The sequence below is a fragment of the Shinella curvata genome, assembly GCF_022899935.1.
GTDB lineage: Bacteria > Pseudomonadota > Alphaproteobacteria > Rhizobiales > Rhizobiaceae > Shinella > Shinella curvata.
Map to the genome: position 1 here is coordinate 37,382 of NZ_JALJCJ010000004.1, position 14,511 is coordinate 51,892.

General features: G+C 56.8%; 10 protein-coding genes and 1 pseudogene. 10 read left to right on the forward strand and 1 reads right to left on the reverse strand.

Annotated features, from left to right (window positions below; translation table 11 throughout):
* Positions 1-3: 3 nt before the first annotated feature.
* From MUU55_RS15220 to MUU55_RS15255, 8 genes are all read left to right on the forward strand, one after another.
* Positions 4-1,608 (forward strand): ABC transporter substrate-binding protein, encoded by a 1,605-nt coding sequence (locus MUU55_RS15220; RefSeq protein ID WP_244761608.1) that lies wholly within the window; start codon positions 4-6, stop codon positions 1,606-1,608.
* A 68-nt stretch (positions 1,609-1,676) separates the two neighbouring features.
* On the forward strand, positions 1,677-2,648 hold the full coding sequence (locus MUU55_RS15225) for an ABC transporter permease (protein ID WP_244761609.1): 972 nt from the start codon (positions 1,677-1,679) through the stop codon (positions 2,646-2,648).
* 4 nt (positions 2,649-2,652) lie between these two features.
* Positions 2,653-3,516, forward strand: coding sequence for an ABC transporter permease (locus MUU55_RS15230; protein WP_244761610.1), 864 nt, complete (start codon positions 2,653-2,655; stop codon positions 3,514-3,516).
* Entirely contained in the window at positions 3,509-5,158 is a 1,650-nt protein-coding gene (locus MUU55_RS15235) for an ABC transporter ATP-binding protein (RefSeq protein ID WP_244761611.1), read from the forward strand. Before MUU55_RS15230 ends, MUU55_RS15235 begins: the two co-directional genes overlap by 8 nt.
* The gene (locus tag MUU55_RS15240) at positions 5,155-6,873 is read left to right on the forward strand and encodes a GMC family oxidoreductase (protein ID WP_244761612.1); all 1,719 of its coding nucleotides are present in this window, start codon (positions 5,155-5,157) and stop codon (positions 6,871-6,873) included. The genes MUU55_RS15235 and MUU55_RS15240 overlap by 4 nt, the downstream gene beginning before the upstream one ends.
* Positions 6,870-8,495 carry an amidohydrolase gene (locus MUU55_RS15245; protein ID WP_244761613.1) on the forward strand — a complete coding sequence of 542 codons (1,626 nt, stop codon included), beginning with the start codon at positions 6,870-6,872 and terminating at the stop codon, positions 8,493-8,495. Before MUU55_RS15240 ends, MUU55_RS15245 begins: the two co-directional genes overlap by 4 nt.
* 23 nt (positions 8,496-8,518) lie before the next feature.
* Positions 8,519-9,886, forward strand: a complete 1,368-nt coding sequence (locus MUU55_RS15250) for an aminotransferase (protein WP_244761614.1) — start codon at positions 8,519-8,521, stop codon at positions 9,884-9,886.
* 3 nt (positions 9,887-9,889) lie between these two features.
* Positions 9,890-10,744 carry a hypothetical protein gene (locus MUU55_RS15255; protein WP_244761615.1) on the forward strand — a complete coding sequence of 285 codons (855 nt, stop codon included), beginning with the start codon at positions 9,890-9,892 and terminating at the stop codon, positions 10,742-10,744.
* Between the two features lie 59 nt (positions 10,745-10,803).
* On the opposite strand, the gene MUU55_RS15260 is transcribed toward MUU55_RS15255, so the two are convergent.
* Positions 10,804-11,739, reverse strand: coding sequence for a LysR substrate-binding domain-containing protein (locus MUU55_RS15260; protein ID WP_244761616.1), 936 nt, complete (start codon positions 11,737-11,739; stop codon positions 10,804-10,806).
* A gap of 460 nt (positions 11,740-12,199) precedes the next feature.
* Here MUU55_RS15260 and MUU55_RS15265 point away from each other — a divergent pair, with 460 nt between their 5' ends.
* The gene (locus tag MUU55_RS15265; protein WP_244761617.1) at positions 12,200-13,630 is read left to right on the forward strand and encodes an aldehyde dehydrogenase family protein; all 1,431 of its coding nucleotides are present in this window, start codon (positions 12,200-12,202) and stop codon (positions 13,628-13,630) included.
* Between the two features lie 97 nt (positions 13,631-13,727).
* Positions 13,728-14,405 (forward strand): annotated as a pseudogene (locus MUU55_RS15270) (dihydrodipicolinate synthase family protein); the annotation flags it as partial.
* Positions 14,406-14,511 lie beyond the last annotated feature (106 nt).

The following is a 14,511-nucleotide window of genomic DNA, read 5'->3' on the forward strand; positions in this document are numbered from 1 at the left end:
GTAATGTCTGACATGAACGAAAAGAAATACTGGGCGATGGAACTTTCCAAGGGACGTATATCCCGTCGCGAATTCCTTGGCAGGACGCTGGCTCTGGGAGCGGCCACTGCAATGAGCGGCATGATACCCTCGCTTGCTTTCGCAGAGGAACCGAAAAAGGGAGGGTTTTTCCGCATCGGAATGTCGGACCCTTCACAGCAGGATACCTCCGATCCCGCAACATGGCCGGCGTCGTTTGCGCAGTCAGTCTTCAGTGGATCGATGTGCAACAACCTGACCGAGATTTCGCCAGATGGCTCGATCGTCGGCGATCTGGCGGAGTCCTTTGAACCCGCGGACAACGCCAAAAAGTGGATATTCAAAATCCGCCAGGGGGTAACTTTCCATAACGGTAAATCGCTAACCGTTGAGGACATTATCCAGTCCTACCAGTATCACATGACCGCTGACTCCACGTCGGGGGCGCGGACCCTCCTCCAGCAGGTCGACACGATCACGGCCGATGGTCCGAACACCATTGTGTTCAATCTGAAAGCGGGTTCTGCGGATTTCCCGTTCCTCACGGCGGACTACCACCTGGCTATTATGGAGTCCAAGGATGGGGGCGGGATCAATTGGGAGCAAATGGTCGGCACGGGGGCCTTCGTGATGGAGAACTTCGAGCCAGGCGTGTCCGCAAAGATGAAGCGGAATCCCAACTATCACAAGAACAACAAGCCGTATTTCGACGAGGTGGAGTTCATTGGCATCGCCGACTGGACAGCGAGATTGAATGCTCTAGTGACGGACGAAGTCGACGCGATCATTGACGTCGATCTGCGCAACACGTCGCTCATCGAGCGGAATTCCGGTCTGAAGCTGTCACGTGTTCCGGCGCTCCGCCACTGGACATTCGACATGGACACCAGTGTTGAACCATTCAACGACCCGAATGTCCGGCTGGCTCTGAAGTATGCCATGGATCGCGACGAGATCGTAAAGAAGGTGTTTCTCGGCGAGGCGGCAAGGGGCAATGATACCCCTGTCGCCAACATCGTTCCGTTCTTCAAAGACCCCACGCCTCAGCATGGCTATGACATCGAGAAGGCGAAAGAGTACCTCAAGAAAGCAGGGCTGGAGACAGTCACCGCGAACTTGTCCTGTGCCGATACTGCGTTTCCGGGAGCGATGGAGGCGGCGGCGCTCTACAAGGAGCAGGCAGCAAAAGCAGGTATCGTCATCAACATCGTACGCGAGGCCGAGGACGGATATTGGGACAACGTCTGGCTGAAGAAGCCTTTCAACGCCAGCGACTGGTACGGCCGCCCGACGTGCGACTGGGTATTCAGCGTGGGTTACGCGGCGGATGCGGCCTGGAACAACACACACTGGAAGAATGAACGCTTCAACGAACTGTTGGTGGAAGCCCGTGCTGAGACCGATCAGGCGAAACGCGCCGAGCAGTACGCCGAGATGCAGCAGATCGTTCACGACGACGGAGGTGTCATCACGGTCGCGTTCGCCAACTGGACATACGCCATGTCGTCAAAAGTATCGACCGCGGAGATCGGTGGCGCGCTTCCTTGCGACAACCTGAGAATGGCCGAACGTTGGTGGTTCACATCCTGACCATCCTTGGGGAGGGGGGAGCCACCATGGCTCCGCCCCTTCATGTCACCCGTTGACAAGGACCTGATATGCAGATCATCACCAGTACAGACGTCGTAACCAAACTTCTCGCTCAAAGACTGGCGCTTGGCCTCCTGAGCATGTTCGTCGTTTCCGTCGTCATCTTCGTGGCGGTAAACAGCTTGCCGGGTAGCTTCGCGGCCGCCGTCCTCGGTCAATCGGCGACGCCCGAAGCGGTGGCGGCGTTCAATCAGAAGCTCGGCTTGGACCAACCCTTGGTCAGTCGTTACCTTACGTGGTTGTCTGCGACAGTGACGGGCGATTTCGGTACTTCTTTCACGAACAGACCCGTCTCAACGATGGTCATGCCGCGGCTTTGGAACTCGCTCAAACTGGCAATATCGGCAGCCTTGATCGCTGTCCCGCTCGCCATCACCCTCGGAGCTATCTGTGTAAGGTTCGTCAACCGTCTGCCTGACAGAATACTCAGTGCGACGACGCTGTCGACGATTTCGCTTCCGGAATTTTTCATCGCGTACCTTCTGATACTCGTCCTGGCGGCCAAGCTTCAGCTCCTACCGTCACTGTCAACGATCCGGGGAAGCATGGGGTTTGCGGATCAGGCGATACGTATGATCCTGCCGGTTCTCACTCTGGTATTCGTAACTCTGGCCCACATGATGCGTGCCACGCGCGCCGCACTTCTGAACGTAATGGCCCAGCCCTACATCGAAATGGCCAGGCTGAAAGGAGAACCGGAAACAAGGATAATACTCCGGCACGCATTGCCGAATGCAATCGGCTCTATCGCAAGCGTCGTTGCACTCAATTTAGCTTATCTTATTGCCGGCGTTGTCGTTGTCGAAGCTGTCTTTGTGTATCCCGGGATCGGGGACACCATGGTAAGCGCCGTCAGCAACCGAGACATCCCTGTTGTGCAGGCATGTGCTTTGATATTTTCGGCCGCCTACATCCTGTTGAACCTGGTTGCGGACATCATCGCCATTGCGTCCAATCCGCGTCTCATGCACGCGAGGTAAGCGTATGTCTTCTGTATCGACAACCGCGCCCAATGGTGCACGCCCTGTGCGCCGCACGTGGCGTTTACCGATCACCCCTCTGATAGGCTTCGGTATCGTCATCACCTACGTCTCCTGCGCACTGTTCGCGCCTTGGCTAGCTCCTTATGGCGAGTACCAGGTCGTGAGTGACGTCCCGTTCGGACCATGGAACAGCCAAAACCTGCTGGGAACTGATCAACTCGGTCGGGATTTTCTAAGTCGCCTGATTTACGGCGCTCGAAACTCAATGGGTATAGCTTTTGCCACAACAGTCGTCGCGTTCCTGATAGGCGGCTTCATCGGCATCGCCGCAGCTGCCATTCGCGGCTGGTTCGACCAGGTGATCTGTAGGTTCGTCGACTCCGTCATGTCGATCCCCGATCTTGTCTTCACTCTGATGCTACTCGCCATATTCGGTTCTTCCGTCTGGAATCTGGTCCTCATTATAGCCGCGCTCGATTCAACCAGAGTTTTCCGTATTTCACGCGCTGCCGCTCTAAACGTCGCGACGCTGGAATTCGTGGAGGCGGCGGAAGCCCGGGGAGAGGGTGTGTTCTGGAAAGTAAGGCACGAAATCCTGCCGAACATCATGCCGATCCTGATCTCCGAGTTCGGCATGCGCTTTTGTTTTGTTTTCCTGACGATTGCAGCTCTTTCCTTTCTAGGCGTTGGGCTTCAACCGCCAACTGCCGAGTGGGGGAGCATGGTGCGCGATAATGCTGCCCTTATCAACTCGGGTGATATTACGCCGCTTATACCCGCTGGCGCGATCGCACTGCTGACGATTGGGGTCAACTTCGTCGCCGATTGGCTTTTGGGCAAGTCGAGTGGAGCGCAGGATGTCTGACCGCAAAATCGTTTTGGAAATCAGGGGTCTTATCGTCGAGGCGATGCTCGCGAAAGCAAGTGTCACCGAGATCGTCAAGGGCGTCAGCCTCGAGCTTCGGGAAGGCCAAGTGCTCGGCTTGGTCGGCGAGTCAGGGGCGGGGAAATCCACTATTGGCTTGGCTTCAATGGGATATTTCAAGCCTGGATGCTCGCCAGTGGCGGGCGAGATTTCATTTTGCGGTTCGTCGCTTCTGGAAATCAGTGAGGCCGAACGCAGATCGATACGCGGCGTTCGGGCCGCATACGTTGCCCAGAGTGCGGCAGCGTCCTTCAATCCATCGAAACGTCTCATGGATCAAGTGGTAGAGGCAGCCGTCTCGCGCGGGGAACTGCAGAGAGTGGACGCGGAATTGCGAGCTGTAGAACTCTTCCGTTCGCTTCAGTTGCCCGATCCCGAGAGTTTCGGACGCAAGTACCCTCACCAGGTGTCCGGCGGACAACTTCAACGCGCCATGACAGCGATGGCGCTGATGTGTGACCCGGAGCTCATTGTATTTGATGAGCCTACGACTGCCCTGGATGTGACGACGCAGGTAGAGGTCTTGCTGGCGATAAAGGCCGCGATCGAAGAACGCGGCGTAGCAGCTTTGTATATATCACATGACTTGGCAGTCGTTGCGCAGATCGCCGATGAGGTGGCGGTTCTGCGGTATGGAGAAATTGTCGAGCGGGGCCCCGTAACCCAGATGCTGGAGAGCCCGGTCCATCCTTACACGAAGTCGCTTTGGGCGGTCCGCGAGATGCACGGCGGGTCGCACCCTTCTCGCGGTCGGCTCTTGGATGTGTCGGGCATCGAAGCTTCATACGGAGCTTTCAAGGTTCTTCAGGATATTGAGTTCACGATAGAACGCGGTCAGACAGTCGCCCTGGTAGGTGAATCCGGTTCGGGAAAAAGTACGCTAGGTCGCGTGATATCCGGCCTCCTCTCTCCGGAGAGCGGCACGGTACATTTGGGCGAAGAGGCGCTTCCGCGCAAGGCAAATGATCGTTCGCGGGACATGCTAAGGCGGGTACAGTTGATTTATCAGTCGGCCGATACCGCTCTAAACCCGCGACAAAAAGTGTCGAAGATCGTGGGACGACCGCTGAGCTTTTTCCATGGCATGCGCGGTGCCAAGAAGAGGTCACGTATGGTCGACTTGATGAATATGGTCGAACTTGATCCCTCCTACCTCGATAGATTTCCCACACAGCTTTCGGGAGGCCAGAAGCAGCGGGTTGCAATCGCCCGCGCTCTCGCCGCTGAACCGGAACTCATCATCTGTGATGAAATCACGTCCGCACTTGATCAGGTTGTTCAAGCAGGAATCTTGAAGATGCTCGATGAACTTCAGGAAAGGTTGGGTGTCTCTTACCTGTTTATCACTCACGACCTGGAGGTTGTTAAGGCGATCTCGGATCGAGTAGTCGTGATGAGCGGCGGAAGAATCGTTGAGCAAGGTCCGAAATCGGAAGTAATCCATGCTCCCTCCGAAGAGTATACCCGCCGCCTCTTGAATGCCGTTCCGCAAATGTCCCCAGGGTGGCTCGACGGACTTGTGTCACGACAGGTCCCGAATGCAAGCGTTACCTCCCGTGAACCCGTGAGACTTTCGCGATGAAGGGCAGTCGCATCTTCGACTACATCATAGTTGGTGGGGGGTCGGCGGGGTGCGTTCTGGCGAACCGGTTGTCCGAGGACCCCGAATGCTATGTCCTTCTGCTAGAGGCCGGATTGCCCGACGGCACACTGATGATGACCATCCCAGCTGGTGTGTACAAGGTTTGGCACGATCCGAAATTCAACTGGAACTACGAGAGCGTCCCCCAAAGTGAGCTGAAGGGCCGCAAGATACCTGTACCGCGGGGCAAAACCTTGGGCGGATCATCCTCGATAAATTCGATGGTGTATCTACGGGGTCATCCAGCTGACTACGACGCGTGGGCGGCGCGCGGCCTCGAGACCTGGAGCTTCGCACATTGCCTCCCGTACTTTCGTAGATCGGAGAAAAGCGACCGCGGGGCCTCACTTTACCGCGGCGGAAGTGGTCCGCTTCACGTCCAGCGCGGAAATCTTCCTTCGCCCATTTTCGATGCATTCATCGATGCTGCGGCCGGAGCGGGCCATCGTACACCTGATGACCTGAACGGTCCGGACGGCGTGGGTATAGCCAGAATGGACGCGACCAAGAAAGGGGGGCGAAGGTGTAGCGCCGCCGTCGCGTATCTCCATCCCGCCATGTCCAGAAACAACCTCTCCGTTTACACCGGTGCCGTAGTTACCCGTATCCTGTTCGAGGGTGATCGGGCGATCGGGGTAGAGCTCCAACAAGGAAAGCAGACTATCGCGGTGCGCTGTGACCGCGAGGTCTTGATATGTGGAGGTGCAATCAACAGCCCGCAGTTGCTTATGTTATCAGGCATTGGTCCTGCCGATCATCTTCGATCCCTCGGGATTGAGGTCATCGCGGACCGACCCCTCGTCGGCGGAAATCTCCAGGACCATCTGGATTTCTGCTTTTCGTTCTCTCTGAAATCCCCGGTATCGCATTCCTGGATGGGGAGTGCGATTGGAAAAGCACGGGTCGGGACGGAATGGCTGCTTCACGAAACCGGACCTGGCGCATCAAACATCTGGGAGGTCGGAGGTTTCGCGCGCTCTTTCCAGGAAAGCCATCTTCCGTCCGTTCAATATCATCTCGGTCCGATGAAGATGGCGTCGAAAGATAACAGGATCAGGTTATCGAATGGCTTTACGCTCACAATGGCACAGTTACGACAGCGGAGCACGGGTCGACTTCGCTTACGGTCTGCATCGCCTTTCGATGCGCCCGCTATCGATTTTCGCTTTCTCTCCGATCCGCAGGACATCGTCGAAATCCGGGAAGCCGTGAAGGTTACGCGCGATATCGTTGAGCGCCCCGAACTTAGGTCGCTCGGTTCTCTGGAAACTTTTCCGGGTGAGCGCCTGCGTTCGAATGCCGAAATCGAGAATGCCATCCGAGAAACGATCCTCACGGAATTCCACCCGTCCTGCACCTGCCGCATGGGGGTTGACGACGATTCGATCGTTGATGAGGAGCTTAGGGTGCGAGGTGTACGCAACCTCCGCGTTGTCGATGCCTCGGTAATGCCGGATGTTGTCGGTGCAAATCTGAATGCCACCGTAATCATGATCGCCGAGAAAGCCGCGGATATGATCCGTCTCCGCGCTCCTCTGGCCCCCGCTCCGGTGGATCGGCAACCTCAGCAGGCTATCGATGAAATTATGGAACGCCGCGATCACACGCAGTCGGTTCGCGAAGCGTCGGACCCCAAGACATGGAGCTATGCGTGATTATCGATCTCGTTCTTTACAACGCGAACATCGTTACAATGGATGCTCTCCAACCTCGTGCCGAGGCGCTCGCAATCGGAAACGGTCGCGTTCTGGCCGTTGGCAGCAACGAGGATGTGTTCGCAGCGGCACCTGCAGCTGTGCGAAAACTGAACGCCGGGGGAAAGATGGTTCTGCCCGGGCTACAAGATACCCATCTCCATCTTCAGGACAGTGGTTACTACAATGGGACCATGGCCGATCTCAGGAAGGCTTCAACGATCCTCGAGCTTCAGGAAAGCCTGCGCACGTTCGGCGAAGCCAACCCGGACGGATGGCTCTTCGGTGTCGGCTGGTACACTGGCGTATTCAGCGAGGACCTCCTTGACCGCAGAGCGCTGGATCAAGCCTCGGGTGACCGACCTTGCCTGATCTTTGCGTCGGACCTCCACAGCATCTGTTTGAATAGCGCAGGATGCGAGGCGGTCGGACTCGTGCGCGGGACGGCAGCACCGCCTAACGGGCATTTTTCCCTTTACCCGGACGGCACGCCGACCGGGATGGTACACGAGGAAGGCATCGCTTGGGTCAAGGCGCGTATCGCTCAGACAACAGACGAGGATTTCATCAAGGGAGTGCAATACGGGCAACTGCACGCACACAGTCACGGGCTTACTGGCGTGATCGACGCATGGGTCGAGGAGCGTCATTGCCGTGTATACGGCCGAATGGCTGAGGAACAAACCCTTACGATCCGCGTCTCGGGATGCGCGAAAGTCGAGCCCTCGGAGAGCGTTGAGGAGGCGGTGGCCCGCCTGAATGGCCTTCGAGGAAAATACCGGTACGATATGTTCAACGTGCACTCCTCGAAGTTCTTTCTCGATGGAGTCCTTGAAAACCGAACTGCGGCAATGATCGATGGCTATGCTGACGCGCTTGGCGGGAATGCACCGTTGATGTTCGAGCCGAGCCAGATCAACGATATGTTTTCGGCATTCGACGCGGAACGTTTCCAAATACATGTCCATGTAATCGGTGACCTTGCGGCGCGTGCCGCCCTTGACGGACTGGAGCACGCACGCCGCCTGAACGGAAAGTGGCCGTCCCACCACCAGATAACGCATCTCCAATGCGTCAGCCCCGAAGACATTCCCCGCCTTGGCAAGCTGGACTGCGTTGCAAACATCCAGGCGCTCTGGGCCAGAAACGAGCCTTCCGTAACTGATGTGGCTGTCCCGATGGCAGGGCCGTCACTGGCGAACCTCATGTACCCGTTCCGATCCATTTTGGATTCAGGAGCCCTTTGGACTCTATCGAGTGATTGGGGTGTGTCTACGCTAAACCCTTTCCAGATTATGGAGACAGCCATCACCCGGCAGCCGGTTGGGAAAAGCGATCATGCAGTCTTCCTTCCCGAGCAGCGGCTCACGAGACACGAGGCACTCAAAGGCTACACACTGAACGCCGCGACGGCCGCCTGGCGGCCGCATACCGGACGCCTTGCGCCGGGATGCTTTGGGGATTTTGTCGTCATCGACCAGGATATTCTGGCCTGTGACACATACGCGATCGGTGCGACGCGGGTTCTCGCCACGTACGTTTCGGGCCACGAAGTTTACCGATCGCCGTCGCTCGATTTTTGATCAAGACAACAGGAGGATTCGCCTTGAGAAGTACTGAAGATTACGTGTCCGCGGCAAAGCGCAACCTTTTCGTCCCTGCAGCGAACATGGAGAAATTGGGCACCGAGACTTTACCGCGCCTCGAGAACTCCGGCGGGATTTACGTCTACGATGAAGACGGACGACGTCTGATGGATGGTCCGGCGGGGATGTGGTGTACACAGATTGGCTATCAGCGTAAAGAAATGGCTGAAGCGATCGCCGCTCAGGCGATGGCGCTCTCATACAATTCGCCATGGTATACGACGAATTCTCCGGCTATCGAGCTTGCGGAAAAGATCGCGGAACTCACTCCGGGAGACCTCAATCGCGTGTTTTTTACCACGGGCGGCTCGACAGCAGTGGATACCGCGCTTCGTTTCGTCGAATTCTACAATAATGTTCTCGGACGTCCGGCCAAAAAGAAGATCATCGTGCGAAAGGATGGCTATCACGGGAGCACGAGCCTGACGGCCGCTTGCTCTGGCCGAGAAGGGAACTGGAAAAATTTCGATATCGCCAATGAGAAAATCGAATTCATTTCTAGCCCAAACCCGCGACTGCACCCAGGCCTATCAGGCTCCGAGTTGGTCGAACAGCTCGCGGGAGAGTTCGAGAGTAAAATCGCCGACCTCGGCCCAGAAAATGTCGCTGTGTTCTTGGCCGAGCCACTTCTAGCGTCGGGCGGGGTGATTATCCCTCCTTCAGGTTATCACGCACGCTTCAAGGAAATTTGCGATCGGCACGATATCATCTACATCTCCGACGAGGTCGTGACCGCCTTTGGCCGTTGCGGCGAGTGGTTCGCCTCGGAGAAGGTCTTCGGTGTTGTACCCGATATCATAACGTTCGCTAAGGGCGTCACATCTGGGTACATCCCTCTTGGCGGCCTGGCGATTTCCGAGAAGCTTGTGGCCCGGATCAGCGGCAAGGAGGCAAAGGGTTCGTTCTTTGGCAACGGCTACACATACTCGGGACATCCGGTGAGTTGCGCCGCGGCTCTTACGAACATCGAGATTTTCGAACGCGACGGATTGCTCGCGCACGTCCGGGAAATCGGCCCGTACTTCCAGTCTTCGATGCAGGCTCTCGCCCAGTTGCCATTGGTAGCCGACGTACGTGGCAACGGTCTTGTTGTCTGCATCGAATGCCTCGCCGACAAAAACGCGGCAGGCGTAACCGACCTCGACAAGAAGATCGGAGCCCGCATCGATGAAATCGCGTTCGAACAAGGTTTGATCGTTCGGCCACTTGGCAACATGTGTGTGTTGTCTCCACCGCTGGTAATCACGAAATCGGAGATCGACGACATGGTCGCTATTCTAAAGGAAGCCATCGTGCGGACCGCGCGAGAGTTCGAAGCGCAGGGTTGACGCATGCGGCCGCTCCAAGGGGTTGGGGCGGCCTTCCAGTCCGATAGAGAGGCCCAGGCGGGAGGCGAAATGCACGTTTTGTCGCTTTTATCGACGGCAATGTTCAAGGTTGATATCGACGGCGTGTCAGCCTCGATAAGCGATCTGTTCCCGGACTGGACTACGCTCGACAGGTTTGGAGTGGTGATTGACGAGCCATTCGGAGGGATTGGTGCCAGCCATCTCATCCAGTCCGCAATGATGGCCTACTACGATGCAAAACCCTCCCGGCGGACTTCCCTGACAGTGTACCCTGAGGTCTATGCATTCCATGTCGGAAAGGGCTACGGCGCGCATGCCCCATACGATTTTTGGCCGGCACGGCGCGAAGTAATCCTGAAGACCTCCGATCCTCGAGAGGTCTTGGACGCGATCAACGACCGAGGCATCACCCGGATTGCCATCCCGGACAGGCCACAGAGGGACGTTATCCATCGCCCGAAGGAGGCGGAAGCCGCCCTCGACAGGATCGCTTCAGCATACGTGTATGGAGCAGGTGGACGGGTCCAAAACCCCGATGTGTGGATCGAGGGTGTTGATAGGCGCACGGAATACAATGCTATGCAGACCCTCAGACCCTTGAGGAAGGACAAGGTCTCGAAACCAGCGTCCACCGCCAACCGCCCGATCAAAGAGGCGGACGACGATTACCAGAAGTGGTTGGTTGAGCGAGATGCAGATGTTACATCCGCTCAACGTGCGGCATCCTCAGCTACCCGCAACGCCTTGCTTCAAAATGGCCTTGCGAGAGAATCCTACCGACGGGTTGGGATCAAAGAGGCTATTCGACGCCTCGCGTCAGCCGGATTGACCGGGTGAGCACCCGAATGCATCGGCAGTCCGCAACTCCCGCGATTACTTCCCGCCATATTACTGGTCTACCGAGCAGAAACTTGTTCCATCATGTCGGTCATTTCTCCCACGATCCAGTCTTTGACCTGTGAGGAGACATCACGCAGAGGCCGGGCTTTGGTAGCTACGACATTGTAGTCGTACCCCGTTTTCAGGCACTGCGGTCCCGCTCGCACGAGGCCTTCCTCAAGAAGCTCGCTCCCTACCACATGCAACCATCCGAGGGCCAGTGCGCGTCCCTTCAATGCAGCCTGTACTACCAGCGCGTAGTCCGAGAAGGTTAGGTACCGATCGATGTTAAGGTCGATTGCATTGGTCTTGTCTAAAAAGACAGGCCAGGGAATCCTCATTTGTCCTGATTGTTTCGCGCAGACGTGGCCTCGCGCGAAATCGTCAAGGCTTCCGTGCTGCTCGCGGTACAACACGCTGCACACGGGAACTATGACCTCTTCTGCGAGCTTCCAGCTGTGTTGCTCGGTGTTGGGAGGGTGATTGTATCGTATAGCCAGATCGACGTCATCGAATGGCCCGAGCGGCTCTCCCTTGACTAGCTGAAATCTGAGATCGATATCCGGGAACCTCTCCTGGAACCGGTCCACCCTCGGGACAAACCAATGCATGGCGAAAGCAGACGAAAGTGAGATAGTGACCCTTCGTGCGTTTCCCTGCCGTGAGCGAAGGTCTTCTAAACCCGCCTCGATTGTTCGGAAGCCCGAGCTCACTGCTTTGAATAGCTCCGCACCATCGCTAGTCAGTTCAAGACCCGTTGGATTGCGGTTGAACAGCTCGGTACCTAGATGAACCTCGAGCCGTTTGATCATCCGACTGACCGCGGATTGAGTGACGTTGAACTCGGTTCCAGCCTTGGTGAAGCTCAAGTTCTTTGCGGCTGCCTCAAACATGAAGAGGGCGGTCGGCGACGGTAGCGATTTTCGTAATGACATCTCGGAACCCGGTTTCAAGACGCGCCATCCTCCCGACACGAGGTTAACCCTAATCTGGGGAAAGGCTGCGTTCAGGATGCATCCTAGTCATGCTTGAATGCCAATCAATGGCCTAAATGGCGAAGATACAACTTCGGATCGTCGAATTGATACGGTGTTGGAACCCTCAAAATGGCGTGGCAGACAATCCACAACAGGTTGTCGCCTTCGCCCTGCCACGGACTGGATTCCGGCACTCCTCCCGCCCAGACCGACATGCTGGCTGGACGGCCCCGAGAAACGTGCGCGGCATCGACGTGCACGTTTGTGGAATAACGAGCTCGACTAAAGAATATCGCTTGGCTATGACCCTGGGTCATATCCCCCCCAACTATTCTGGCCTTCGCTTGGAGGTACTTGCGGCTTATCACGGCTTTGACTGTGTCCGTCTAAAATCCTTATCCGCATCCTGCGTTCGTTATATCCAGGGGACGACTTCATGGAAAACAATCACCTGAACTTTTACATCGATGGCGTTTGGACGAGACCGTCCAAGATTGCCGAGCTCAAGGTGATCAATCCAGCCACCGAGGAGGCGTATACGAGTATTTCCGTCGGAGCGGCGGTGGATGTCGACAGGGCCGTGGCAGCAGCGAAGCGGGCGTTCACCTCCTTTTCACGGACTACACCGACAGAGCGGATCGAGCTTCTGAGGCGAATTCTGGAGGCGTACGACGATCGCTGTGAAGACATGGCACAGGCTGTATCGGATGAGATGGGCGCACCCCTGTCCTTCGCGCGCAGCGCCCAGGTTGCATCAGGACGTGCCCACCTAATCTCGACGATCACAGCACTTGAAAACTATCATTTCTCCGAAAAGCGCGAGAGCACTCTCGTTGTTAAGGAACCGATCGGCGTTTGCGCGCTCATCACGCCCTGGAACTGGCCGTTGAACCAGATCGTGTGCAAGGTAGCGCCGGCGATCGCCGCCGGTTGCACGATGGTATTGAAGCCCTCTGAAATCGCTCCAATCAGCGGCATCATCTTTTCGGAGGTCATGCATGCCGCGGGCGTACCTAACGGCGTGTACAACATGTTGAACGGTACAGGTTCCGATGTAGGCCAGGTAATGGCGGGACATCCCGATGTGGATATGGTTTCGTTCACTGGCTCTACGCGAGCGGGAATTATCGTCGCCAAAGCAGCAGCGGATTCCGTCAAGCGCGTGACGCAGGAGCTTGGTGGGAAATCGGCTAACATCATCCTCTCCGACGCCAACCTCTACGAGGCGGTCACCAAGGGGGTGGCGGGTTGCTTTGGAAACTCTGGGCAATCCTGCGACGCACCGACTAGGATGCTCGTTCCTAAGAACCGCCACGACGAAGCGCTCAGGATTGCCAAAGACGCTGCGGATGGCTTCAAAACGGGCCACCCGACAGCAGAAGACACCCACCTCGGCCCAGTTGTAAGCCAGCTGCAGTTTGACAAAATCCAAGAAATGATTCAGGCGGGCATTGACGAGGGGGCGACCCTTGTAGCTGGCGGGGTCGGTCGGCCCGACGGTCTCGACCGCGGATACTATGTTCGTCCGACTGTCTTCGGCCACGTTACCCCGGACATGACGATCGCGCGTGAAGAGATTTTTGGTCCGGTCCTTTCAATCATTTCGTATGACGATGACGCCGATGCGGTGAGGATTGCCAATGACACGGTCTATGGTCTGGCCGCATATGTTCAATCGGAAGACCTCGAGCATGCGCGTGCCATCGCTGCCGAGATGAGGGCAGGGATGGTGAAGATCAATTACCCCGCGTGGGACACTCGCGCCGCGTTCGGCGGCTACAAACAGAGCGGTAACGGTCGGGAATATGCTGATTTCGGAATCCACGATTTCTTGGAAATCAAAAGTGTCGTCGGCTATGGCGGCTAGGGGGAAACTCCCTAGACCAAGCTCAACAGGGCCGGGAAAATCAATCGATTACCATATCAAATGATGTCACCCGTTTGTGGAGAAGCAGCATTTTACTCTAGGGGCGCTTCGCACGAACGACCAACAAGCGCTTGCAAGGGACGAAAGGAAGCGGGTGCAGATGGTCTTCTTCTCGCCCCAGTATCTTACGTTCCGTTGCGCGACCCGGAGGTATACGAGCACTTTGTCGCCGTCGCCGAAGCGGGACAATTGCCCTTGGCGATTTACAATAATCCCGGACAACGCGGTTCGCCGTCAAGCCGGACCTTATCGCTCGGCTTGCAGAGGTTCCGAACATTACAGCCGTAAAGATGCCTCTTCCGTCAGACGAAGATTACGAAGGGGAACTACTTGCGCTTCGGGCAACTACGCCACCCGGTTTCCGCGTCGGCTATAGCGGGACTGGGGTGGCGCTGCCTCCCTGTTGGCTGGTGGAGACGCTTGGTACTTGGTCGCGGTGGGCCTTCTACCTGCGGAGGCACTCGAATTGACCCGAGCGGCTCAGGCTGGTGACGCGGAGAAGGTTAAGCAAATCGATGCCTGCTTTGAGCCACTGTGGACGCTCTTCAAAGAGTTCGGGAGCTTCCATGTTATGTACGTCATCGCCGAACTTCTCGACCTCTGCAGAGTCGATCCGCCGCTGCCTGTTCTTCCTCTAGCTAACGAGGCCAGAGGCCGCGTGCGCTCCGCCTTAGACATACTGAAGGCTCGACTTCCCTTATCACGAACGTCCTAAGGTTTGGAATAAGTTGACGCGCCACCGCGACAGCAGATCGTCTCTGGGGTTGAGGGCTCTCAAAGGCCCCCACCCCTTGTGCGCAGCGCACTTCCATTGAGGGGCG